We start from the raw sequence: 22,388 nt of genomic DNA, 5'->3' as shown, positions 1-22,388 counted from the left end.
CTCCGCGGACACATCCCGGCTGTTCGCCAACGCCCGCAACTCGGCGGCCTGTTCAACGGAGAGCTCCATGCCAGCAGCAACGAGACACACGAGATCAAGTAACGCCAACGGAATCACGACGCACTAGGCGGCAAGGTCCAGAGGCGTCGCGAAGGCGCGATCGGGCTCGTAGTGCACCCGGTTCTGGAGACAGTGGTAGAGGCAGCCGAGCAACTTGTTCAACAGGTTCCTCAGCGCGGCTGTGCGGCGTTCGCCGCCTGCCCGTCGTCGGCCGTAGTGGGCGCGTGGGGCCTCGGTGCGGAGGGCGGCGAAGGCCCACATGTATCCGGCAGCGGCCAGCCGCTGGTTCTTGACTGGGAAAGCAGTCACACTCAAGATCAAACCAGCGATCGTGACATCCACGGCTCCCCTCAGAGCCGACAGTGCATCACATGCAGTCCGACCAGGCCGTGCTCGGGGTGGTCGAAGGCATCCGGCACAGTGCCGATCGCTTCGAACCCCAGCGACTTCCACAGGTGCACCGCCGGGACGTTGGTCTCGACGACCGCGTTGAACTGGATCCCCCGAAAGCCCTCCGCGCGGCTCCAGCCGATGACATGCTCGCCAAGGGCCCGCCCGATGCCCTTGCCCTGATACGCCGGGTCGACCAGGAACGAAGCCGTGCCGATGTGGGCGCCGCGTCCCGGCCGGTTCGGCCCCATTTTCGCCGAACCCACAATCACGCCGTCTTCCACAGCGACCACCGTGCACCCCGGCGGCCGCTCCATCCACCACGGCCTCGCCTCCTCCAGAGTCTGTCCCTCAGGAAACGCGTACGTCCTGCCCTCGGCCATGATTACCGAGTAAAACCGGTAAATACCCGGCCAGTCCTCGTCAGAGGCCATGCGGATCTCCATTCGCCGCAGCATACGCGCGCGACGTCGTCCTTGAGGGACGAGCTACACCCAAGTGGGCTGGTGTGCAAGGGTTTCAGCGTGCTGACACTGGTTCGGCGGCCGGTGTCCATGGTGAAGATCGCCCGACCGTACGGCCGGGGCGGCTCTGGGGTTCTGCTGCGCCTGTCGGAGGGCCCGCCTATGACCCGTCGTCGTGCGGATACGCGACCAGCTCGCGGGGAGAGTACGGGGATGATCCGAGCTGAGCGGCTCACGGCGCGCCGGGTGGCTCAGGCCCTGCCCGAGTTGCCCATCAGCGCACGGCGCCTGACCATGCATGATCCCAACCGGGCAGGACACCGGCCAGAGCCACTCCATAGACCGCGTTGGGGCACGCGGGGCGCAGGACGGTCGGGCGCTGCAGGCCCGGTCCCCGCAGATCTCGGCGAATGTGCGAGACCGCTGATTAGCCTGGTGGCATGGATGAAAGATGCATACACGACTTAGTCGTCCACCAGTGCGTGGACTGCGCCCCTCCCCCTGAGGGACTGGTCAAGTTCGTCTACACCACGGCCGGGGGCGAAGTCTTTCATCGTTCTTCGACCTGCAAGGCCCTGGAGGAGGGGCAGGAGTACGCCGCACGTTTGGGCCTGGAGACCCACCCTCGGCAGCGAGTTCCGCTGGCCGAAGCCAGGGCGGAAGGACGCGGTGCGTGCGCCTACTGCTTCTCGGACTACCAGCCCGGGTGAGAAGCAAGAGCTGAGGCTGTGGATCGATCGCACAGCATCCGTACCAGTGAAGCCGTTTCATCCCGTGAAAGCTACGGGTCGGCGAGGCAGTTGGGGCGTTTCGGAGGGGACCCCAGGCTGGTCGTGAGCGTGACCGGGGTGGGTAATCGTTTGTCACCGGGAGATCTCAGCCTCCGTGAGCACGAGCAGGGACCGCAGCGCGCGGTGACGTGACGGGCGTCGAGGCAGAGTCCGGCCAGCACGCACCACCGCTTGAGAAGCCGTCGCCGTCGCCGCCACTGGCCGGACCGGTCGTTCCGCTGGTGCGTCAGGAATTAGGCTTTCGGCCATGGGAGCGGACATCACGGCCCTCATAGTGGACTGGGCCCACCTGGAGACCATCGACGTCCTCGACCGCGAGAACGCGCTCATCGAGGCCGCGGACCCGGACGAGGCCGACGGAGCGGTCGAGGACGGCTGGGCCTGGCTGCCTCCCGCTCCCGAAGGGTTCCCGGCCTGGTGCGCACGGTATGAATTCGCGGGCACCCTGGGGTCGTTCAAGCCGCACTTCTGGGCGGGCGAGCGGTGGGAGGCCGTACGCGAGCACGTCCCGGCCGACCTGCGCACCGCGCTGGACACCTTCCTCGCCGGGCTGTTCCGGACCCCGCCCGGCACCGGCAGCGACCCGGACGAGGACGACGCCGAACCCTGGCACGGCGCCCTGTGGACGTACTGCCCGCCCCCGGATGTCCCGGCCCTGGCCCGGGCATGGAGCGCAGCCGGCCCTCGGCTCGAAGCGCTGCGTGAACCGTTCGGTATCCACGCAGCAGCGCCTGGGAAATGGGTCGGGCGGTTCGAGGAGTTCGCCGGACTCCTCCACGGGTGGGCCGAGGTCGTCGAAGAAGCCCGCCACCGTGGATGGGGACTGATCGGGCTGCCGGTCTGATCCCCTCTCCCCGTTCCCGCCAGGCACGCACGACCATGCCACGCCGATCAGGCAGGCGAGCACGGGGAAGCCGCCCCTGGACTCCGTGGGTTGTGCCGCGCCGGCCTTCATCCTGCCTTCCAACTACGCGCAGGGAGGGGCTGTTGTCAGTGGCTGCTGGAATCATCGGTTACCAGCCGGAAGGATCAAGGAAGGACGGCAGCCGTGCAGGACGTGACATACCATACGGTCAGTGAGCAGCGGACCGCCCGGGCTCTGGAGGACATCTGCACACGGACGTTCCGCCGTTATCAATGGCTCCGCTACGACGACCTGTCCCTGACGGGGCTTCAGAAGGCCCACGACGAGCTCCTCGACCACGTCGCCGCCCGTACTCTCGCCGACCCCGCGCTCGACGAGTCGGCACGCATCGCGCTGCAGACCGCGGCCGAGTGCTCCCTGGGGATACTGAGTGCGGGCTGCTACCCCGACGGCGACCAGGAGATCCGCTTCCTGCTCATCGACGAGAAGCTCAGCAGCGACGACATCACTTTCGGCGACGACGTCGTCGAGCAGGCCCCCACGGCCCGTACGTGGTGGGACACGTTCGCGATATGCCTGGTCAGCGGCCTGGTATGGGAATGGCGGCGGGTCACCGGCCTGCTCCTGCTGGAGGACTACGCACCCGAGATCCGTGCCGGGGTGCCGTACTCGACGCTGCCATCGACGTCGGAACCGGCGGACCTTGCCACGATGGACGCCCTGTGCGGCTACCTCACTCCGGCCCAAGGACACCTTCCCCGCCACTGGCCCACCGTGCCCCTGCGCCGTCCGGACGCCGACGAGCGCGCCGAAGCGGCCCGTCGACTGGACGCGGCCGGCCCCCTGACACCGGACCAACACCTGCTGCGCGTGCTCCTCGACGACGACGAGCGCGCCTTCGAACAGGCCCTCGTGGCCCGGCTCACCGAGCACCGGGAGAGTCTGGGGTCCGATCCCGCCCCCAGGACCCTGCTGCCGCTCGGCCCCCTGGCCCTGGCCGTCCTCGCGGTCCAGGTGCACGGCTGGGAGCTGGGCGTGCGGTCCGGCTACCTGCCGCACGGCATCCTCGGTTCCCCGCGGGCGCTGAGGGTAACGGCGGACGGCGACGAGAACGACCTGGGCAACTGGACCTCCAGATGCTGACAGGGCCGTCCGGGCACCTTGAACACATCCCGTCCGGACAGGGAATGTTCCCCTGCTGCCCGTCCAAGCGCAGCGGGCGCGTCACGCACGCGAACAACGGCGAGTCGGGGAACGGCTGCTGACTGGCCACCTCTTCACAGCCCAGGACCGGGTAGAGGACCCGCACCTTGCCGCCGTCGGCCTCCGGGTCCGCCAACAGCGTCACCCGCCGAGCAGGACGGTAACGCCTGCGACACGGCAGCGTCTCGACCTTGCGGGATACGGCGGGGGTGCCGACCCTGGGCATCGTTCCAGGCCGTGTCCGAGGAGATCCCGGGCCTGCTGGAGCGGCTGGACGAGGTGCCCGACCCACGAGATCTGCGCGGTGTACGGCACGATCTGGTCGCCGCGCTCGCGCTGATCGCATGCGCGGTTCTGGCCGGAGCAACCTCCCTGCTCGCGGTCGGCGAGTGGATCTCAGACGCCCCGCCTTTCGTCCTGAAACGCCTTGGCGTACGACCCGATTCGTTGTTCCCGAAGCGGAGTCGGCCTGTGGAAACGGCAGTACGGCGGCTGCTGGGCCGCATCGACGCGACGCGTTGGAGCAGGCAGTACAAGCGCCGCCGAGTGGCCGGCAAGACCGGACGGTGCGGCAAACGAGACCTCTACGCGGTCACCAGCCTCACTGCCGGACAGCCCACACCCGCCGGACTCGCAGGTCGGATGCATGGCTAGATACCGCCCTACGTGACAGAGTGGCCGGTTTTAAAGCCATGATGTTGCCGGGGAGTTAACACGGGGACATGATCACTGCTCGTATCAACCTGATCACTCATCCAGGAGCCGAGACGTGATACGCAGAGCCGCTCTCCGCGCCCTCACTGCCGCCGCCGTGACCGCCTTCCTCGCCCTACCGCTCGCCCAGGGAACCCCGGCGACCGCCGCCACCGCCACCGCCGCCACCACGATCAACGCGGACGACGACAACCCCTTCCGCTGGATGGAACTGGACGGCCTGCGGGCCGACTTCCAGTTCATGTGTCCCGCGGGCCACTGCACGGGCTTCTGGTCCCTGGTCCTGACGGACGACGTCGCGCGGCAGAAGTTCGAGGGCCGCAAGTTCTTCGTCTACGCCCCGGCCACGGGGGAGTTCAGCTTCTTCCTCGACACGGACATCGCCGTGCGCACGGTCGATCACCCCGGCCAAGTCCGCCTGGTCGACACCGACTTCATGCGCTCCCACCCGCGTGTCGAGGTCCGCTATGGCGACCCCGAGCACCCGGACCAGGCCCGCGTCGTCGCCTCGGCGACAACCCTGATGTAGGGAGCCCCCGGCCCCGCCGACGCGGGCGGCCAGCGCCGTCGGGCGGGCGACCGAGTCGCGCCCAGCCCACCGCGCGGTCGCCACGGTCATGAACGGCGATGACCGCACCGCCACCGCCACCTCCTGCATCTACTGCATCGCCTTCCGCCTCGCGACGACGGCCTTCCCGCCGCCAGCGCAGCGACGCAGGACTGCGCGGCCAAGGCCCTGAGCGGCAGTACGTCGCAAACCTCTCCATCGCGTCGTGCTCTCGCATGCCCTCGTTCCATGAGATTCCACCATAAGGGAGTTGTCGATTTTCGTGTATCAACGTCGGAGATTCCTCGCCTTCGCCTCTGTCGGTGCGGTCATATACACCGCTGGATTCATGCCGTCGGTCAGTCAGGCCGCCAGCAGCAGCGACTGGGCAAAGAAGGGGTCCTACGCCGCAACGCACGGCCTGACGGCGGATGACGTCAGGAACATCAACGCGCTGAACGAAGGAGCTCTGGCTCTGGGGCAGCCTGACAAGGCTCCGGCGGGATTGCTGCCGAGCGCCGGCGCGTTCTTCCGGGCCTCCGACGACCGGGAAACCCCTTCCGCCGAACCGCTCGACAGGATGCCTGACGCGTACCGGGCCTACGGAGGCAGAGCCAGTACGGTCGTCAACAATTACATACGCAAGTGGCAGCAGGTCTACAGCGAACGAGACGGCAAGAAACAGCAAATGACCGAGGAGCAGCGAGAAAAGCTGTCCTACGGCTGCGTTGGCGTCACCTGGGTCAACTCGGGCCCCTACCCGACGAACAAGTTGGCGTTCGCGTCCTTCGACGAGAACAAGTACAAGAACGACCTCAAGAACGCCAGACCCAGATCCGATGAAACGCAGGCGGAGTTCGAGGGGCGCATCGCCAAGGACAGTTTCGACGAGAGGAAGGGCTTCCAGCGGGCGCGTGATGTGGCAGCCCTCATGAACAAGGCCCTGGAAAACGCCCACGACGAGGGGACTTACATCGACAACCTCAAGACAGAGCTCACGAACAGCAATGACGCTCTGCTCTACGAGGACAGTCGCTCGAACTTCTACTCGGCGCTGAGGAACACACCGTCCTTCAAGGAAAGGGATGGGGGCAACTACGACCCGGCCAAGATGAAGGCGGTAATCTACTCGAAGCACTTCTGGAGCGGTCAGGACCAGTGGGGCTCCTCCGACAAGAGGAAGTACGGCGACCCGGATGCCTTCCGTCCCGCCCCGAGCACAGGCCTGGTCGACATGTCGAAGGACAGGAACATACCGCGCAGCCCCGCCAACCCTGGTGAAGGCTGGGTCAATTTCGACTACGGCTGGTTCGGCGCTCAAACCGAAGCGGATGCCGACAAGACCATATGGACCCACGGCAACCACTATCACGCGCCCAATGGCGACCTGGGGCCCATGCACGTGTACGAGAGCAAGTTCCGGAACTGGTCTGCCGGGTACGAGGACTTCGACCGCGGAGCCTACGTCATCACGTTCATACCCAAGAGCTGGAACACCGCACCCGCCAAGGTGAAGCAAGGCTGGCCGTGACAGAACCGATCAGAAGGACCAGGCCGCCCGGCCCTGTTCAGTCCTTCCCGGCCCACCACACACCGGCGGCCACCCCGGCTGCACTACGGCTTCTGCCGGCCTCCGCCCGGTAAGCCCAAGCCCCTCGACGCGGACCGTCGGCGCAGCGACAACCTCAGCACAGCCGACACCCGAGCAGACTCACCCGGACAAGAACGACCACTGCCCCTGGAGGCCTATTTTCACGGAGGTTTCGGCTCGATCATGAGGGCGGCCCTGCTCGGTAGCGTGACGTTTGCAACAACGTCAGTCTTGCACCGGGACAGGGCCGTTGAGCTTGCTGCGCCCCAGAACGAGGCTTGCGTCGCCGGTCGTGGTTCCCCCGGTAGGCGACTGATGAATGATACAGCGCTTGGAGACCCCTGTTTCGATCACAGTGTAGTTGTACTCGATGCTGGTCGGGATCCCGGATTCAGGCCGCCCATAGCGGGGAACCACGGAAAGCTGCAGATGATTACCCGACTTGATCGCATTACAGATCTCCTTTTCCACTCCGAAGTTGAGGTAGCGGTGATTGGTCTCCTTGTACTCGGCGACGAGGTTCCTGAGATCGATTCCCGAACCAGTCAGGACTGCAGGAATCAAATGACCGTTAGCGGCATCATGCCCCTGGGCGTCGATCTCACGCATGCCCGGCGGCCGAGTTTTCTTGTTGGTGTTGGTCCCCGGCGCCTTACGGTTCTTGTTGTAGTCGCTGATGTCGAGTACTCCGTAGGATCCCGTAGCTCTGCACTGCTCACTGCCCTCGAACTTGTCGAAGTAGCGCTCACGAGGCAGGTACGTGGCGTGGCCGCTCGGACTCCTTCCAGGGCCGCCATCGCACTTACCGTCATCGCGGGAGCGGCCATTGTTCTTTCCTCCCCTCTCATCCGTCGGTGCCGAGTTCGGGTCTGCCCAATGCCCCTGTGTCGGCTCGTAGGTGTCACTGTTGAACAGGTCGAGGATGCGAGCGGCGGTGATGACCGCCTGCACCACGTCACCCGGCTTCCAGCCGGGATCCCCTTCCGGCTTCAGCGGCGGACGCTTCGGAGCCGGCCTCGGGTTCTTGCCGTTGTTGGGGTTCTGGTCGATAGACGGCGGCGGGGGACGGACCGGAATGCGGGGGCCACCACAGCCCGGAACTTCACCGTTGTTGATCACGAAGCGGGGCCGAATCAGACCGAAGAGGCGGGGCCAACTCAAGGCGTTAAAGCCACCCGTGGTCGCGCACAGTGATCGCTGGTCCATCGATGGTCAGCACGACCGGCGGGAGCCCGTGTTTGTGGGCGTTCGCGACGAGGTTGCCGAGCACTCGCTCCAGGCGTCGCCGGTCGGTCTTCACCGTCATGTCGTGCACGATGTCGATGCGTGTGTGAAGGCCCGAGGCGCGTACCACCCGCTCGACCAGCGGCACGAGTCGACGGGTGTCGAGGTCGAGGGTTTCGCTGCCCGCATCGAGTCGGGATATCTCCAGCAGGTCCTCGGTCAGCGTGCGAAGGGCCGTCACCCGGTCCCGTACGAGTTCCGTCGGACGTCCTGCCGGCAGCAGCTCCGCCGCCGCGTGCAGCCCGGTCAGCGGGGTGCGCAGTTCGTGTGCCACGTCTGCGGTGAATCTCTGCTCGGTCTGCAGGCGGTCCTGCAGCGACGATGCCATCGTGTCCAGCGCCCCGGCGACCGACGAGACCTCGTCCTGGCGGCGCGAGGGGGCTCGCGTGCGCGGATCGTGGACGCGTGCATCCAGATCACCCCCGCTGATCTTGCGGGCCACTGCCGCGGTGTGCTCCAGCCGTCGGGTCACCCGGGTCACAACGAACGCGCCCACCAGGGGCGTTGCCCCGATGGCCAGCGCCGAGGAGTCGATGATCGTGTCGTCCACGCGGCTGATGGTGCGCTCGCTGGGAGAGTAGTCGAGCTGTACGGCGAGGGCGCGCCCGCCGTCCGCAGGGCCCGCTGCCCACATCGTGGGGCGCGCGTCGACGGTGCTCACCATGGTTCCGCGGCTGCCGCGTGCTGCCAGCTTCCTCAGCTCGTCGGGCAGGCCGTCCGGGTCGATGCCCGTCCCCGGCCCGAGTTGGCGGCCCGCCTGGTACGCCTTCGCGGCGTTCGTGAGCTTCGTCAGGGCGCGGTCCTCGGCCCTGCCGACGATCTGCCGGGTCACCGAGGCATGGACGAGGAGTCCGAGCAGGGCGGCGAGCGCGCAGCACATCACGGTGTTGAACACGGCGGCTTTCCACACCAGTGTCGCCGTCCACGGGGGCAGCCAGGTGCGCGCGGCGCGACGAGGACGCTCGGGACGCCGACGGCTCATGAGGCGGCCGACAGGAAGGTGCCCGCGGAGCCGGAGGACATGGCAGGGTGCGGCGTTGCGGAGGCGCCGTTGGGCGTTCCGGTGCTGGGCGGCGGGATCGGGTCGACGCGCCTTGGGGTCATCGCATGCCGGTGGCTGTCGTACGCCCAGTCGGTGCGCACTGCGTACCCGGCGTGATCGCATGCGGCATCGATCACCAGCCGGTGTCCGGCGAGCTGCACGCCGGCAAGGGCATCCGAGATGCCCATGATTGCGGTCAGCTTGCCTCGATCCACCATGTAGACGCGGACGGCCAGTCGGTGCTCGGGCATGCGGATGCCCACGATGAGGTCGTCCTTGCCGTCGCGGGTCAGATCGCGGTAGTACGCCTGGAGAACCGGGCACGACCGTGGTTTATGTCTAGCTTGAGTAGTGAGCACAGCATCTGACCAGCTCATTCTCGTCAAGGATATGTAGTCGACGCGGTCGCCCGGCACGTGGCCGTGCACGACCCGGCCGCCCGCCGCCGTAGGTGAGCCCTCAAAAGTTGGCCTCGCGGCTATTTGCTCCCTGGTGTCCGAACCAGGGCTACTGGACCGTGATCCAGGTTTTGTGGCGTTCTTGATTGAGCTTGCGTTCGCTCCCTGTCTCCTCGATCACACGCTCTCTGCCCGACGGACGGGGAAGGCGCCCGCGGCAGCCGCCAGGACTGCCGCCTCCGCGGCCCGTTTAGGGAGGTGTGGGTCCGGATCGGCGCGCAGGAGCACTAGCTGGTGGTACAGGGGCGCTGTGGCGGCGATCAGCAGGCTCCGCGCGTCCGTGTGTTGTGCGGGGAGTTCACCGCGCTCGATGGCGCGCTCGACGAGGATCTCGCACTGGGTGTACCGGTCCGTCCACAGCTGCGTCTGGGCTCGCGCGGCCTGTTCGGAGTGGAATGAGGCGGCCATCAGGGCGATGGCGAGCGACGGCTGTACGACCAGGGATTCCTGGATCTCCTGGTTGAGGGCCGTCAGATCGCTGCGCAGGGAGCCGGTGTCCGGTGGCTGCCAGTCGATCTCGCCGGCGGCGTGGATGACGTCGGCGAGCAGGCCGCCGACATCGCGCCAACGCCGGTAGACCGTGGCGCGGTGCACTCCGGCGCGCGTCGCGACGCCCTCCATCGTGAGTCCTTCGTGACCGCGTTCAGTGAGTTCGGCGCGCACCGCATCGAGAACCTGGGCGCGGATGCGGGCGGTGCGACCGCCCGGACGGCGGTCCGATGTCGTGTCCAGTGGGTCTGTCATCAGCAATCAGTATCCGGTTGATCAAGGCGGCAGGGCTGTGCCAGCATCTTAAAGCGACAGTTGTCGCTCTAGGTTCACCAGAGAGGAACCGCCTCCGCGATGCCGCCCATTCCCGCTGACCCCACCGTGCTCCACCCGATGCCCGAGCACCCGCGCGTGGTTCTGCTCAAGCCGCTGGTGAAGTCGCCGTTGATCGAGGTCGGTGACTTCTCCTACTACGACGATCCGGACGACCCGACCGCGTTCGAGACACGCAACGTTCTCTACCACTACGGTCCCGAGCGGCTTGTCATCGGCAAGTACTGCGCGCTGGGGACGGGCACCCGGTTCATCATGAACGGCGCCAACCACCGCATGGACGGTCCTTCCACCTTCCCGTTCCCCACCATGGGAGGCTCCTGGTCGGAGCACTTCGATCTGATCACCGACCTGCCCGGCCGGGGCGACACAGTCGTCGGCAACGACGTGTGGTTCGGCCACGGCACCACGGTCATGCCCGGCGTACGCATCGGCCACGGCGCGATCATCGCCGCCGGCGCCGTGGTCACCGGCGACGTCCCTGACTACGGCATCGTCGGCGGCAACCCGGCCCGGCTCATCCGTACCCGCTACGACGCTGCGGACATCGCCCGACTCCTCGCCGTGGCGTGGTGGGACTGGCCCGTGCAGCACATCACCAGGCATGTACGGACGATCATGTCGGGGACCGTCGCCGACCTGGAGGAGGCCGCCGCGCAGATCGACCAGCCCTGACACCGCGTCCTCGCCACACCGCCCGCACCCGTCCCGCGCCAGAAACGAGTGATCGCCCATGTCCCGTCGCCGCGCCCATATCGCGATGGTCGGCGTCCCCATCGTCAGCCATGTCCTGCCCAGCCACGCGCTCATCCGTGAGCTGGTGGCCCGCGAGCACCGGGTCACCTACGCCAACGACCCGTTCGTGGCCGACCTGATCGAATCCGCCGGCGCGGAGCTGGTGCCGTGCACCTCCACGTTGCCCGTCGCGGACAACGACTGGCCTGCCGATCCCATCGCCGCGGCGAGCCTCTTCCTCGACGACGCCGTCCAGGCGCTCCCGCAACTGCGCGCCGCCTACGACGACGATCCGGCCGACCTGTACCTCTACGACATCGGCGCCTATGCCGCGCGCGCCCTCGCCGAAGCGCAGGGCCGTCCCCTCGTGCAGTTGTCCCCGACGTTCGTCGGCTGGGACGGCTACCAGGAGGAAGTCGCGGCGCATCCGCGGAAGCTGCCGGGCGCTGACGCGTACCGGGACAGGTTCGCACGGTGGCTCGCCGACTGCGGTGCGACCACCACGGACGTGGACACGTTCTCCGGCCCGCCCGCCCGGGCCCTCGCCCTGATCCCGAGAGCGATGCAGCCGCAGGCCGATCGAGTCGACACCGACACGGTGACCTTCGTCGGCCCCTGCTTCGACACCCGAGCGGACAGGGACGGTTGGACCCGCCCGTCGACCGCGGACAACGTGCTGCTGATCTCGCTCGGCTCGGCGTACACGCGTCAGCCCGCGTTCTACCGCCAGTGCATCGCGGCCTTCGGCGACCTGCCCGGCTGGCACGTCGTACTCCAGATCGGCAAGTACACCGACCCCGAGGACCTCGGCACCATCCCGCCCAACGTCGAAGTGCACTCCTGGGTCCCGCAGCGGGCGATCCTGGAACAGGCCGACGCCTTCGTCACCCACGCCGGCATGGGCGGCTGCGGCGAAGGGCTCCTCGCCGGCGTTCCCATGATCGCCGTGCCGCAGGGAGCCGAGCAGTTCATGAACGCCGACCGGCTCGTGGAACTCGGCGTCGCCCGCCGTGTGGACACCGCTGACGCCACCGCCGAGACCCTTCGCACGGCGCTGAACGACCTGGTCACGGATGCGGAACGCGTCGACCGGTCCAAGCAGTTGCAGGCCGCCGCCCGGGCCGAGGGCGGCACCCCGCGCGCTGCTGACCTCATCGAGCACATGCTGGCAGCCGCCGAAAACCCCGCGCTCTGAACACTGCCGCTTCGGTGATCGTGCTGCAGCGTTAGGTGGTGGCGCCTCTCGAAGTGGTCGCCGTCTGCTGTCCGTTCTCCTGGGCATGACCATCTCGAGGAGACGCGCCACGGAGCCTGCGGATCTCTCCGTATACGGTCTCCAGACGCCCGGCGAGGTCGCTGTTCTCCGCTCGCAGCTGCCTGATCCGCGCGAGCGCGGTCTCCAGCCGTCGCGGTGCTGCCCACTTCAACGACGAAGACGTCGAAGACGGCACGCAGCGAGCTGTTCATAACCGACAGCGGGCTCGGTGCACTTCCCGATGGCGTCGGCCGTCCCCTTGTCCAGGGCGCCCTCGTCGGTGGCCTTGGTCTGCGCCTTGTTGTCCGGGGCATCCGCGCCGGTGACCGTGTCCGGGTGTGCCTTGATCTGCGCCTTGACGATGTCGACCGGATTCACCTTGTGCAGGTCGCCGTCCGGCACGACGACACCGTTCACCGCCTCCGGCTGGGCAGGCCCGTAGTCCTGGGCGGGCGGGGGTGGCAGATCGGGCCACAGGCCGGTCGGGGCCTGCGCGGTCGGGGTCGCGCCCGCATGGTGCAAGGCGCCGGGGGCGCCGCAGCCGGCCAGCAGCAGACCTGCCGCGGACAGCCCGAGGGCCGCGCCGGGAATGAGGGCGCTGCCCTTCACGTGATTCCTGCTTCCGCCGGCCCGCTGTCGTGGCGTACCGGCCTGACCGTTCTCGCTTGCCGCTGCGCTACTTCACGAGGTCCGCGTAGAGAATGATGTTGTCCGTGCGGTGGCCGTCCTTGATGGGACCGCCGCAGGTCAGCAGGCGCAGCTCCGGGCGGTCGGTCGGCCCGTACACCTTGTCGGTGGGGAAGTCCTTCTTGTTCACCTCCTGGATCTCGCGCACCTTGAACTTCGCCGTGCTGCCGTCCGCCCGCGGCACCTCGATCGTGTCGCCGACCCTGACCTTCGCGATGTTCCTCATGAGCGCGGGTCCCTTGGCCGTGTCATAGTGCGCGACGATCACAGCCACGCCCTTCTCGCCCGGCGTCACACCTCCGGTCCACCAGCCAGGCTCGTTCGCCTTGTCGACCGGTGGCACCTCCAACTCCTGGTCGGCGCCCATACCCAGGTCCAGCATCGACTTCGCCTCAACGCCTGCCGACGGAATGCGCAGACCGGTCGGCCTGGACCTCTCCATCGGGGCGGCGTTACGGCCGTCGGGCGCGGCCGCCGCGTTCGACACCTTCACGTCGGGCGCGGGGCTGCCCGAGCCGGAGCCGCAGGCAGCGAGGCCGACGCCCAGCGCTCCCGTCAGGACGGCGGCCGCCACGAGACGCCCTGTGCGACGAAGGCGGCGCGGTGCCCGCGCTGCTACGGCATCCAGCGGCGAGGCTGTACCAGTGCAGGCGGAGCCTGCTGCGGAAACTTCGGGAGCGCTGCTCACGTGAACTCCTGCGGCATGCGGTCGCCAGGACGGACCGGGTCCGTCCGTCCTGGCGACCAGGTGTGTGGGAAGGGGAGGTCGGGGCGCAGGGGCCCGGGGGTCAGGCTCCGGTACGGCCGCGGCGCTTCATCGCGAAGCCGAGTCCGGCGGCTGCCGCGGTGGCCATACCGCCGCCCGCGGCCAGCATGCCGGTGTCGGGGCCGTCGCTGCTGGACACGCCCTCGGCACCGGCCTTGACACCGCCCTTGGGGACCTGGCCGTGGTGGCTGCCGCCGGTGCCGCTGCCCTGCCGGTTGTCCTGCTTGTCGTCCTTCTTGTGGTGCTTCTTGTCGTACTCCTGCTGGCTCTCGTCCTGCTCGCTGTGCCAGCCGTCCGGGTGCACGACGCCCACGAACCCATTGGCCTGGTTCAGCTCGTACTTGTAGCCCTTGACCGTGGCAGTCGGCTGCCCGGCACTGAGGTTGGCGATGCGCTGGCCGTTCATCGTGATCCACGCCATGTACCCGCCCTTGGGCAGCTTGTAGACGTGTGCCACCGCCCCGTTGCTGAGCTTGTACTCCTGGGAATCGGGCTCCTTGTCCTGCTTGCCCTCACCGTCGGGGGACTTGGAGGGGGCCGGAGTCTGGGAGGCAGAAGATGACGGTGCAGCGGTGGAAGCGAAGGCGGACGACGCCGGGAGAGCGACGCCGGCGACCAGGCCGGCGACGACGGCGGCACGCAGTGTACGGCGGGTGACGCGCATGACGGACGATCCCTTCGATCGGTGATTGACGACACCCGGAAAGCTACGAGCCGCACATGATGGATATACGTAAGGAATGTAACGGAACGCCTTACGTATGAATGAATCTCTGCAAACAGGACCTTCGACCTCACACCCGAGGGACCTTTCCCAGGGCCTACCGGACCAGTTCCCAGGGCTTACCGGACCAGGCCCCGGCGGCCGGATGCGAGCAGTGCTCTTGTCCCCTGCATCTTCTCAACCTCGGCCCGAAGCGGGGGCAGTACGGCCTGTACGTTCCCGCTCACTGCGGAACTGCTTTCCCGGCTCCGGCGCCACCCGCAGGATCACCGACCACCCGTGGGTCACGCCCTCGCGCCGCGCTCGATCAGTTGGAAAGTGTGTGCGGCGGCCGATGAGCCGTAGTACTTCTATGGAGTATGGGAAACTCATCTGTTCTCCCCTGGAGTCGTCGATGGCCGTTCGCCGTGTCGTGCCCAACATCCAGTCAGAGGCTGTGCAAAAGAGCCGTGAGTTCTATGCCCTGCTGGGTTTCGAGGAGGTGATGAACCACGGCTGGATCATGACGGTGGCTTCCCCGTCCAGTCCGGCGGCGCAGGTCAGCTTCATGGCCAGCGACAAGACAGCCCAGGTCACTCCTGACATGAGTGTTGAAGTGGACGATGTGGACGCGGTCTTCGCGGTCATGCGGGACAGCGGTGCGGAGATCCTTCATCCTCTGCAGGATGAGGAGTGGGGGGTGCGACGGTTCTTCGTCCGCGACCCTAATGGCCGGGTGGTCAACGTGCTGGGACACCGCTGACTGCACTCCGAGCAATACTCAGTACCTGTGGATCGGCCCCGGGAGGGCGCGCAACGGGCCTGCCTTCCCGGGTGATTGACCGGTAGGTCACCGAGAGGACCGACGTTCGCGGCATCGGCCGGGAAAGGCACTCCCGTGCTCAGCGTGGTCAGCGTCGTCAATGCCGACGACTCTCTGATCGATGAGATCATCCGGGAGGGCGCGAGGCGGATGCTTTCCGCCGCACTGGAGGCTGAAGTCAACGCTCATCTTACCGAGTTGACCGACCAGCGGGACGATCGCGGCCGCCGCCTGGTGATGCGCAACGGCTACCACCAGCCACGGAAGGTCACGACCGCCGCCGGCACGGTCGAGGTGAAGCCCCCTCGCGTGAACGACAAGCAGGAACTGCTGGCCTTCTACGACGTCCCCGCCGAGCGCTGGGTCCACCTGCGGACCAAGAGCCCGATCGAGTCGACCTTCTCCACCGTTCGCCTGCGGACCAAGGTCACCCGCGGTGCCAGCTCCCGCGCAGCCGCTCTGGCCATGGTGTTCATGCTCGTCGAACCGGCCCAGGCCCGCTGGCGAGCGGTGAACGCATCCCACCTCGTCGCCCTCGACCGCGCCGGAGCCGACTTCGAACGCGGTCGGCTGATCGAACGGCCCGGGGAGCGAGCAGCATGACGGCCATCGGCCTGCGGCCAGCCACCTCCGCGGACAGCGAGTACTGCTTCCAACTGCACAAAGCCGCCATGGGCGCCTACATCACGGCCGTCTGGGGCTGGGACGAGCAGACCCAACGCGACCTCCACACCGGCGCGTTCAACCCGGACCGATGGCAGATCATCACCACCGGCGGCACGAAGGTCGGCATACTCCACGTCGAGTGCCGGCCGACGGAGATCTACCTGGCACGTATCGAGCTCCACCCCGACCACCAGGGACGCGGCATCGGCAGCCGGCTCATCCGCACCCTCCTGCACCAAGCCCGCCAGCAAGGCCAGGACCTCACCCTGGACGTACTCGCCGTCAACCAGCGGGCCCAGACCCTCTACCGGCGACTGGGCCTGCATGAAATCAGTCATCACGGCGAGAATGACATCAAGATCAGGATGTCTACCAAGCCGCCTCAGCCTGGCCCAATCCACAGATCTTGACAATTACTCCGGCTTTGACCCCGATGTAACGCAGTGCCGGAGTCTGTACGGTCAACGGCTGCCTTCAGCTCTCTTCGACGGACGGATTGTCGGGCACGGCCACGGTTACGGGCTGGGCCGGGTTGGCGAGTGTGTGGTGTGGCCCCGGCCAGGAGAACGTGACCCGGCGGTGATCCTTGTCGATCACGTGTCCGCCGGGAAGCCCGGGAACTCGGTCATCGGGGGTGCCGACCGGGTAGACGGCGATGCGCGGGCCGGGTCCGCCACGGTGCTCCCGGTTCCATGTGCGCACATGCTCGGCGATCTTCTCAGCGAGCTCGGGTTCGTCGGAGCCGAGGGCATGCACACCGTATTCCAAGTGCATCGTCACGGCTCCAAATCGCCGAACTGGCTTGCCTGGCAGGCGATATGAGAGGCACGACGGAAGTGATGAACGGCTGATCACTCTTCGAGCGGGTGCTTGGCCCGTCCCCGCGTGCGGGGCCGAGCGATCCGCCACTGGTTGGGCAGTCCGGCCGACCAGTAGCGGACATCTGGCCCACTCTGATCACAGAAAACGGAAAGAGGAAATCGCTTGCTACGGCAGTGCTTGTGTGTTTCAGGTGGAGAGAGCGGGAGTTCATGGATCGCGCGTGTTGAGCGGGCAGTGCGTCAAGACGTGCCGGGAAGTCCACGGGCCATGCGGCGAGCACGTACCGGCCCGTGTGGTCGGTCGTGGACAGCGCAAACGGCGATCCGCTGCGGAGTCGGTCGTACGCCGCCTGGCACGTCGGCTCGTCGTTCGCCCAGGTGCGCAAGTCAGTTGGGGCGTCACCGAGTTGGGTCGTGATAGCGCATTCGACCAGGCGAAGGGAGCCGCGTCCGCCGCGCGATACCCGACGACGCCCCCGAACTCGTCCGTCTGCGTGACATCATGCTCGACGCCAACCACGACGAACCCACCCCCGGCGGAACCTGGATCAGGGAGTGCGAGCAGGCATTCCGGGCCTTCCTCCAGAACGACCCGCACTTCGCCGTGTTCGTCATCGACGCTCCCGGTGCCCCCGGCAGGCTCGCCTCGTGCGCGGGCGCCGGTCTCTCCCTGCGGCTGCCCGGCCACAGCTCCACCGCCCTGTGGCACGGGGAGATCCACCAAGTTGCCGCCGAACCCGCATACCGGCGGCGTGGCTACGCCCGCCGCGTCACCCGGGCCGCCCGCGACTGGCTGGCCGCCCAGGGCTGTTCCTCGGCCGCGCTCACCGCCACCGAGTCCGGCATCGGCCTCTGCGAAGAGCTCGGCTTCCGGCCCATCCCGTACCAGCGCATGGTCTGGCGGCCAGAACGAAGACGCCTATGTCTGAACTCACGAACGAGTGATCACCGGTCCGCACACCCTTCACCCGATCGCGTGATTGCGGGCGGATCATACGCAGAGCACACCCAGATGTCCCCCACGCTGGTGGGCGTGGCGCGCGAACTGTACGCGATCGAAGTGGACCGACTGCTGGCGTTCGCCGACGCGGTGACCGCCATCGCCATCACCCTGCTGGCACTCGAACTCCACGTCCCCGACGGCCTCCCGGCGGCGGAGCTCGGCCACGCTCTGTATGAGCTGCTGCTCAAGATCTATGCCTATCTGCTCACGTTCGCGGTGATCGGCCTGCTGTGGCTGGGGCATCACAGACTGTTCCGCATGGTCGCCACGCTCGACCGCACCATGGTGCGCCTGGAGCTCGGCCTGCTGGCCGTCGTCGCCGCGCTGCCGTTCCCGACGCGGCTGCTCAGCGAGTACGGCCAGACCTTCGCCGCCACGGCCGTCTACGCCGGCGCCCTCGCAACGGTCACCGCCGTCATGACAGTCATGTGCCTGCGTCTGCGTCATCCCGGCCCGCTGCGCGCACCCGGAGTGACGCAACAGCAGGTGCAGCAGGCCGTGTACGGCAACGCCACGCTGGCCGCTGCGTTCGCCACGTCGATCCCGGTGGCCCTGCTCTCCCCCACGCTGGCCAAGTGCTTGTGGTGGCTGACCTTCCTGGCCCGGCTGGCGCCCCGCTTCAGGTGAGCAGCCATGTGATCAGCGACAGCGTGCCGAACGACAGCAGCGTCGACCCCACCATGGTGTCCCTGGCCACGTCGGTGCGCAGCCGGTACCCGGCGGCGTGGACGAACGCGTTCTGTGCCGTCGGCAGGCCCGCGCACACGGTCACGGCCAGCAACCTGTGCCGGTCCAGGCCGAAGGCCCGGCGGCCGAGCGCGCAGGCGGCCGCAGGCTGCACGGCGTTGGGCTCCGCACCGCTCTGTGACCAGTGTGTTTCCTCACAGCAGCCATGCCTCCGGGCGCTCACACGTCGACGAACTGACCGACAATTGCAACGTCAAGGTTGCCGGTGGTCCCTGCGCCGGCGTTGACGTTGATCCTGCTCTGGTTGGCGATGTACAGCCGTACAGGTGAGCCGAACTGCCGGCTTCGGGCCCTCGGGGCTGCGGGGTTCCCGGCGGCGAAGATGGGGCTGGATGCGAACTGGACGGGCAGGAAGACCGACTGCTCTCCCGTGTCATCCTGGACAAGGATCTGATCGACCACGTCGTTCTCGCCTACCTGGCACGACCCCGAGATGTGCTCCACGACGAGAACCTTCCCGGCAGGCACGACGGGGTTGATGCCAAGACTCGTAGAGCCAGCCTCGCGTCGCCTTCGGCTCGCCACGCCCGATCGACCAGAAGGCGTCTGCCATGGACGGTCAACCGCGCGTGGGAATGGGCCACGAACAGCCCTTCATTGCGTGGCCGTTGCGTCCTGGGCGAAGTCAGGCAACTCGGTGGACAGTAGCCCTCGCCCCTGGCGAATGAACCCCGCCACCACCGAACCGGCCGACGGCACCACGTCCGGCAGTACCAAGTCCATGATCCTGTCGCTCCCGTTCACAGCCGTCCGGCTTCCCGCGGACGGGCGCTGAGACCCGAGCCCGGCGCAGCGGTCCCCCGCGAACGGCAGCCAAACGACCCGTCGACCTCGACACGCTGACGCGCCGCCCATTCGCGCCCGGTTGGATCGAGATCCCTGTCAACAACGCCCTTGGCTACTACACCTAGCAGACGACAACGAAGTCGACGGTCACGTCGTGGGGGTAGACGTCGGCGGAGCTGATGAGAGTGACGACGGTGTGGGGGTTGCTTGCCCATGCCGATGTGGAGGTGACGTACGGGCGAGGACGCGGATGCCGTGGCTGCGCATCGCGCCAGTGCTGCCGTCCGCGTTGGGGCGTCCATGAGCCACTGGGCAGTGGCGATCGTCGGATGGGCTTCGGGAGTGGTGGGTTCGCCGCCTTCCGGCTGCTCTCCGTCGGCCTCGCGGCCCACCGCGCAGGACAGGTTCCTGATGCAACCGGGCAGTCGTGGAGAAAGCTTCAGGATATTGATCGAGACGGTTGGGGTTCTGATCCGTTGGCCGTCTGTGGGTCAGGACCGCGGGTCCACGAGGAGCACTCAACAAGGCCTCCCCGCCTCGGCTCTTGCCGTTCTTCTGCCGACTGGTAGACGCACTCCACTGCGCAATGGGTTGCCCATAAGCCCTCCAAATCTGTGTGCTTTTTTTCTCCATGGGAAACCCGGGCTGCCTCCGCTCCGTCACGTATGGTCCATCGCATGACGCGGCAAACACAGGCGGGAGCCCGCCACGGAGAGCCCGACGGTACGGCCTGTGAAAGCGTCGTCGCCGGATCAGCCGGATCAGCCGGATCGGCCGGATCGGGACTGACCGCTGCCGAGGTCGCCGAGCGAGTAGCACGGGGCGAGGTCAACAACGTCCCCGTGCGCTCGTCGCGCTCGACCGCGGAAATCGTCCGGTCCAACGTCTTCACCCGGTTCAACGCCATCATCGCGGCGCTGTGGGCCGTGGCCCTGTTCGTCACCCCGTTCCAGGACACGCTCTTCGGCTGGGTCATTCTGGCCAACGCGGGCATCGGTATATTCCAGGAACTGCGCGCCAAGAAGACCCTCGAAGGGCTCGCCGTCATCGGAGAGTCCAGGCCGACGGTCCGCCGTGACGGACGCTCCTCCCTCATATCGACCCACGAAGTGGTACTGGACGATGTGATCGAGCTGGGGCAGGGCGACAGGATCGTCGTGGACGGCGACGTCATCGAAGCCGACGGATTGGAGATCGACGAGTCGCTGCTGACCGGTGAAGCCGACCCGGTGCTCAAGAAACCTGGCGACAAGGTGATGTCCGGCAGCTTTGTCGTCGCCGGCTCCGGAGCCTTCACCGCCACCCGGGTCGGCAGAGAGGCATACGCCGCTCAGCTGGCCGAGGAAGCGTCGCGCTTCACCCTGGTCCACTCCGAGCTGCGCTCCGGTATCAGCCGCATCCTGAAGTACGTGACGTGGATGATGGTGCCGACTTCCATCGCACTCGTCGTCCTGCACCTGTTCACCCTCCGGCTGCCGGTCAAGGAATCCGTGGCCAAGATGATCGCCGGGATCGTTCCGATGATCCCCGAGGGACTGGTGCTGCTCACGTCCGTCGCCTTCGCCATAGGCGTCGTCCGGCTCGGCCGCAAACAATGCCTCGTGCAGGAACTCCCGGCGATCGAGACCCTGGCCCGTGTCGATGTGGTGTGCCTCGACAAGACCGGGACCCTGACCGAGGGCACCATGTCCCTCAAGGAACTGCGCCCGCTGGGCACGGCCCGGGCGTCGGAGATCAGGCAAGTGCTCGCCGCCCTCGGCAAGACCGAGCCGCGTCCCAACCCCTCCTTGCAGGCCCTCATCGCCGCCTGCCCGGACAGCGGTGCATGGCACTGCACGCAGTCCCTGCCTTTCTCTTCGGCCCGCAAGTACAGCGGCGCGTCCCTCGACGGTCCCGACGGCACTGCCAGTACCTGGCTCCTGGGCGCGCCCGACGTTCTCCTCCCGCCGACGGATCCGGCATTCCTCGATGCCGCGGATCTCAGCGCCCAAGGGCTGAGAGTGCTGCTGCTCGCCCGGACGTCTCGTCACCTGGACGACGCCCGGGTGACCGAGGACCTACGGCCCGCTGCCCTGGTTGTTCTGGAGCAGACGCTGCGTCCCGACGCGGGCGAGACCCTCCGCTACTTCGCCGAGCAGGGTGTCGCTGCCAAGGTCATATCGGGTGACAACGCCGACTCCGTCGGTGCCGTGGCCGCGAAGCTGGGCCTGCCCGGAGCCGACGCCCCGGTGGACGCCCGTACGCTCCCCGCCGGCACGAAGGACATGGCCGAAACCCTTGAACAGCGCGCGGTGTTCGGCCGGGTCACCCCCCAACAGAAGCGGGACATGGTCTCCGCCCTGCAGTCGCGCGGACACACGGTGGCCATGACCGGTGACGGGGTCAACGACGTCCTGGCACTCAAGGACGCCGACATCGGCGTCTCCATGGGCTCGGGATCGGAAGCGACCAGAGCGGTGGCCCAGATCGTCCTGCTCAACAACAGCTTCGCCTCCCTGCCGTCCGTCGTGGCCGAAGGCCGCCGGGTCATCGGCAACATCACCCGCGTCGCCACGCTGTTCCTGACGAAGACCGCCTACTCCGTACTGCTGGCGATCCTTGTCTCCCTCTGGCAGATCCCCATCCCGTTCCTGCCCCGCCACTTGACCCTGCTGGCGACACTCACCATCGGCATCCCCGCCTTCGTCCTGGCGCTGGCCCCCAACACCGAACGTGCCGCACCGCACTTCACCCAACGCGTGCTGCGCTACGCCTTGCCAGCGGGACTCCTGGCGGGCACGGCCACCTTCGTCACGTACCTTCTGGCCCGTGACCACTACGACGGGCCGGGTGCGGTGGAGGCCCAGACCAGTGTCACGACCCTGGCTCTGTTCATCATCACGATGTGGGTACTGGCGATCGTCGCCCGGCCGTACACGTGGTGGCGCATCGGCTTGCTGGTGGCGATGGCCGCCGGGTTCGTCGTGGTACTCGTCGTACCGTGGCTGCAGGAGTACTTCCAGCTCAAGCTGGTCGGTACGGTCATGCCATGGACAGCGGTCGGCATCGCCGTCGCCACAGCCGCCGTCATCGAGGTCACCTGGCGATGGGCGGGACGAAAAGTCCAGAACTGATGCCCGTTGTCGTCCGGTCCCAACTCGCCGGGCAGAGCGCTGCGCCGCCGCC

At 67.4% G+C, this 22,388-nt stretch carries 24 protein-coding genes; 12 read left to right on the top strand and 12 right to left on the bottom strand.

Annotation, left to right across the window (positions count from 1 at the left end):
* Positions 1-123: 123 nt before the first annotated feature.
* Both ACFP1Z_RS12960 and ACFP1Z_RS12955 read right to left on the bottom strand, forming a co-directional pair.
* Complete coding sequence (locus ACFP1Z_RS12960) at positions 124-369, bottom strand: hypothetical protein (RefSeq protein ID WP_390316292.1); 246 nt, start codon at positions 367-369, stop codon at positions 124-126.
* A gap of 41 nt (positions 370-410) precedes the next feature.
* Positions 411-896 carry a GNAT family N-acetyltransferase gene (locus ACFP1Z_RS12955; protein ID WP_390316291.1) on the bottom strand — a complete coding sequence of 162 codons (486 nt, stop codon included), beginning with the start codon at positions 894-896 and terminating at the stop codon, positions 411-413.
* A 1,056-nt stretch (positions 897-1,952) separates the two neighbouring features.
* Here ACFP1Z_RS12955 and ACFP1Z_RS12950 point away from each other — a divergent pair.
* The 5 genes from ACFP1Z_RS12950 to ACFP1Z_RS12930 all read left to right on the top strand — a co-directional run bounded on the left by ACFP1Z_RS12950 (position 1,953) and on the right by ACFP1Z_RS12930 (position 6,565).
* Positions 1,953-2,549 (top strand): hypothetical protein, encoded by a 597-nt coding sequence (locus ACFP1Z_RS12950; protein WP_390316290.1) that lies wholly within the window; start codon positions 1,953-1,955, stop codon positions 2,547-2,549.
* Positions 2,550-2,753: 204 nt separating this feature from the next.
* Entirely contained in the window at positions 2,754-3,713 is a 960-nt protein-coding gene (locus ACFP1Z_RS12945) for an immunity 49 family protein (RefSeq protein ID WP_390316289.1), read from the top strand.
* Between the two features lie 297 nt (positions 3,714-4,010).
* Entirely contained in the window at positions 4,011-4,427 is a 417-nt protein-coding gene (locus ACFP1Z_RS12940; RefSeq protein WP_390316288.1) for a transposase family protein, read from the top strand.
* Positions 4,428-4,542: 115 nt separating this feature from the next.
* On the top strand, positions 4,543-5,016 hold the full coding sequence (locus tag ACFP1Z_RS12935; protein ID WP_390316287.1) for a hypothetical protein: 474 nt from the start codon (positions 4,543-4,545) through the stop codon (positions 5,014-5,016).
* 289 nt (positions 5,017-5,305) lie between these two features.
* A complete protein-coding gene (locus tag ACFP1Z_RS12930; protein ID WP_390316285.1) occupies positions 5,306-6,565 on the top strand; it encodes a protein-glutamine gamma-glutamyltransferase in 1,260 nt (419 codons plus the stop codon).
* Between the two features lie 285 nt (positions 6,566-6,850).
* Here ACFP1Z_RS12930 and ACFP1Z_RS12925 read toward each other — a convergent pair whose 3' ends face one another.
* The 4 genes from ACFP1Z_RS12925 to ACFP1Z_RS12910 all read right to left on the bottom strand — a co-directional run bounded on the left by ACFP1Z_RS12925 (position 6,851) and on the right by ACFP1Z_RS12910 (position 10,153).
* Positions 6,851-7,744 (bottom strand): DNA/RNA non-specific endonuclease, encoded by an 894-nt coding sequence (locus tag ACFP1Z_RS12925; RefSeq protein ID WP_390316284.1) that lies wholly within the window; start codon positions 7,742-7,744, stop codon positions 6,851-6,853.
* A 46-nt stretch (positions 7,745-7,790) separates the two neighbouring features.
* Positions 7,791-8,891, bottom strand: a complete 1,101-nt coding sequence (locus ACFP1Z_RS12920) for a histidine kinase dimerization/phospho-acceptor domain-containing protein (RefSeq protein ID WP_390316283.1) — start codon at positions 8,889-8,891, stop codon at positions 7,791-7,793.
* Positions 8,888-9,328, bottom strand: a complete 441-nt coding sequence (locus ACFP1Z_RS12915) for a hypothetical protein (protein WP_390316281.1) — start codon at positions 9,326-9,328, stop codon at positions 8,888-8,890. The genes ACFP1Z_RS12920 and ACFP1Z_RS12915 overlap by 4 nt, the downstream gene beginning before the upstream one ends.
* Positions 9,329-9,526: 198 nt before the next feature.
* Entirely contained in the window at positions 9,527-10,153 is a 627-nt protein-coding gene (locus tag ACFP1Z_RS12910; RefSeq protein WP_390316280.1) for a TetR/AcrR family transcriptional regulator, read from the bottom strand.
* A 99-nt stretch (positions 10,154-10,252) separates the two neighbouring features.
* On the opposite strand from ACFP1Z_RS12910, the gene ACFP1Z_RS12905 reads away from it, so the two are divergent.
* Positions 10,253-10,906 (top strand): CatB-related O-acetyltransferase, encoded by a 654-nt coding sequence (locus ACFP1Z_RS12905; protein WP_390316278.1) that lies wholly within the window; start codon positions 10,253-10,255, stop codon positions 10,904-10,906.
* Positions 10,907-10,964: 58 nt separating this feature from the next.
* Positions 10,965-12,161 (top strand): macrolide family glycosyltransferase, encoded by a 1,197-nt coding sequence (locus tag ACFP1Z_RS12900; RefSeq protein ID WP_390316277.1) that lies wholly within the window; start codon positions 10,965-10,967, stop codon positions 12,159-12,161.
* A 228-nt stretch (positions 12,162-12,389) separates the two neighbouring features.
* Here the strand turns inward: ACFP1Z_RS12900 and ACFP1Z_RS12895 are convergent, their stop codons facing one another.
* The 3 genes from ACFP1Z_RS12895 to ACFP1Z_RS12885 all read right to left on the bottom strand — a co-directional run bounded on the left by ACFP1Z_RS12895 (position 12,390) and on the right by ACFP1Z_RS12885 (position 14,338).
* Positions 12,390-12,830 carry a hypothetical protein gene (locus tag ACFP1Z_RS12895; RefSeq protein WP_390316276.1) on the bottom strand — a complete coding sequence of 147 codons (441 nt, stop codon included), beginning with the start codon at positions 12,828-12,830 and terminating at the stop codon, positions 12,390-12,392.
* Positions 12,831-12,897: 67 nt separating this feature from the next.
* The gene (locus ACFP1Z_RS12890) at positions 12,898-13,482 is read right to left on the bottom strand and encodes a class F sortase (RefSeq protein ID WP_390316275.1); all 585 of its coding nucleotides are present in this window, start codon (positions 13,480-13,482) and stop codon (positions 12,898-12,900) included.
* A gap of 214 nt (positions 13,483-13,696) precedes the next feature.
* Positions 13,697-14,338 carry a hypothetical protein gene (locus ACFP1Z_RS12885; RefSeq protein ID WP_390316274.1) on the bottom strand — a complete coding sequence of 214 codons (642 nt, stop codon included), beginning with the start codon at positions 14,336-14,338 and terminating at the stop codon, positions 13,697-13,699.
* A 454-nt stretch (positions 14,339-14,792) separates the two neighbouring features.
* On the opposite strand from ACFP1Z_RS12885, the gene ACFP1Z_RS12880 reads away from it, so the two are divergent.
* From ACFP1Z_RS12880 to ACFP1Z_RS12870, 3 genes are all read left to right on the top strand, one after another.
* Entirely contained in the window at positions 14,793-15,140 is a 348-nt protein-coding gene (locus ACFP1Z_RS12880; RefSeq protein ID WP_390316272.1) for a VOC family protein, read from the top strand.
* A 135-nt stretch (positions 15,141-15,275) separates the two neighbouring features.
* On the top strand, positions 15,276-15,803 hold the full coding sequence (locus ACFP1Z_RS12875; RefSeq protein WP_390316271.1) for a transposase: 528 nt from the start codon (positions 15,276-15,278) through the stop codon (positions 15,801-15,803).
* Positions 15,800-16,276, top strand: coding sequence for a GNAT family N-acetyltransferase (locus tag ACFP1Z_RS12870; protein ID WP_390316270.1), 477 nt, complete (start codon positions 15,800-15,802; stop codon positions 16,274-16,276). Before ACFP1Z_RS12875 ends, ACFP1Z_RS12870 begins: the two co-directional genes overlap by 4 nt.
* A 64-nt stretch (positions 16,277-16,340) precedes the next feature.
* Here the strand turns inward: ACFP1Z_RS12870 and ACFP1Z_RS12865 are convergent, their stop codons facing one another.
* Positions 16,341-16,640 (bottom strand): hypothetical protein, encoded by a 300-nt coding sequence (locus ACFP1Z_RS12865; RefSeq protein WP_390316269.1) that lies wholly within the window; start codon positions 16,638-16,640, stop codon positions 16,341-16,343.
* Between the two features lie 549 nt (positions 16,641-17,189).
* On the opposite strand from ACFP1Z_RS12865, the gene ACFP1Z_RS12860 reads away from it, so the two are divergent.
* Entirely contained in the window at positions 17,190-18,317 is a 1,128-nt protein-coding gene (locus ACFP1Z_RS12860; RefSeq protein WP_390316268.1) for a TMEM175 family protein, read from the top strand.
* Here the strand turns inward: ACFP1Z_RS12860 and ACFP1Z_RS12855 are convergent.
* Both ACFP1Z_RS12855 and ACFP1Z_RS12850 read right to left on the bottom strand, forming a co-directional pair.
* Entirely contained in the window at positions 18,310-18,531 is a 222-nt protein-coding gene (locus ACFP1Z_RS12855; RefSeq protein ID WP_390316267.1) for an AEC family transporter, read from the bottom strand. The genes ACFP1Z_RS12860 and ACFP1Z_RS12855 overlap by 8 nt on opposite strands.
* 65 nt (positions 18,532-18,596) lie before the next feature.
* Positions 18,597-18,905, bottom strand: a complete 309-nt coding sequence (locus tag ACFP1Z_RS12850; RefSeq protein WP_390316266.1) for a hypothetical protein — start codon at positions 18,903-18,905, stop codon at positions 18,597-18,599.
* A gap of 995 nt (positions 18,906-19,900) precedes the next feature.
* Here ACFP1Z_RS12850 and ACFP1Z_RS12845 point away from each other — a divergent pair.
* Positions 19,901-22,336: a cation-translocating P-type ATPase gene (locus ACFP1Z_RS12845; RefSeq protein ID WP_390316265.1), complete on the top strand. Its 2,436-nt coding sequence runs from the start codon at positions 19,901-19,903 to the stop codon at positions 22,334-22,336.
* Positions 22,337-22,388 lie beyond the last annotated feature (52 nt).

This window comes from Streptomyces gamaensis (genome assembly GCF_042656465.1).
In the GTDB taxonomy this organism is placed as follows: domain Bacteria; phylum Actinomycetota; class Actinomycetes; order Streptomycetales; family Streptomycetaceae; genus Streptomyces; species Streptomyces gamaensis.
This window is presented reverse-complemented; position numbering and strand designations above follow the sequence as displayed.

Coding starts and splice junctions, on each gene's coding strand:
- ACFP1Z_RS12955 (WP_390316291.1), bottom strand. CDS start 896: ATGGAGATCCGCATGGCCTCTGACGAGGACTGGCCGGGTATTTACCGG.
- ACFP1Z_RS12950 (WP_390316290.1), top strand. CDS start 1,953: ATGGGAGCGGACATCACGGCCCTCATAGTGGACTGGGCCCACCTGGAG.
- ACFP1Z_RS12920 (WP_390316283.1), bottom strand. CDS start 8,891: ATGAGCCGTCGGCGTCCCGAGCGTCCTCGTCGCGCCGCGCGCACCTGG.
- ACFP1Z_RS12915 (WP_390316281.1), bottom strand. CDS start 9,328: ATGAGCTGGTCAGATGCTGTGCTCACTACTCAAGCTAGACATAAACCA.
- ACFP1Z_RS12910 (WP_390316280.1), bottom strand. CDS start 10,153: ATGACAGACCCACTGGACACGACATCGGACCGCCGTCCGGGCGGTCGC.
- ACFP1Z_RS12905 (WP_390316278.1), top strand. CDS start 10,253: ATGCCGCCCATTCCCGCTGACCCCACCGTGCTCCACCCGATGCCCGAG.
- ACFP1Z_RS12900 (WP_390316277.1), top strand. CDS start 10,965: ATGTCCCGTCGCCGCGCCCATATCGCGATGGTCGGCGTCCCCATCGTC.
- ACFP1Z_RS12885 (WP_390316274.1), bottom strand. CDS start 14,338: ATGCGCGTCACCCGCCGTACACTGCGTGCCGCCGTCGTCGCCGGCCTG.
- ACFP1Z_RS12880 (WP_390316272.1), top strand. CDS start 14,793: ATGGCCGTTCGCCGTGTCGTGCCCAACATCCAGTCAGAGGCTGTGCAA.
- ACFP1Z_RS12870 (WP_390316270.1), top strand. CDS start 15,800: ATGACGGCCATCGGCCTGCGGCCAGCCACCTCCGCGGACAGCGAGTAC.
- ACFP1Z_RS12865 (WP_390316269.1), bottom strand. CDS start 16,640: ATGCACTTGGAATACGGTGTGCATGCCCTCGGCTCCGACGAACCCGAG.
- ACFP1Z_RS12860 (WP_390316268.1), top strand. CDS start 17,190: ATGCTCGACGCCAACCACGACGAACCCACCCCCGGCGGAACCTGGATC.
- ACFP1Z_RS12845 (WP_390316265.1), top strand. CDS start 19,901: ATGACGCGGCAAACACAGGCGGGAGCCCGCCACGGAGAGCCCGACGGT.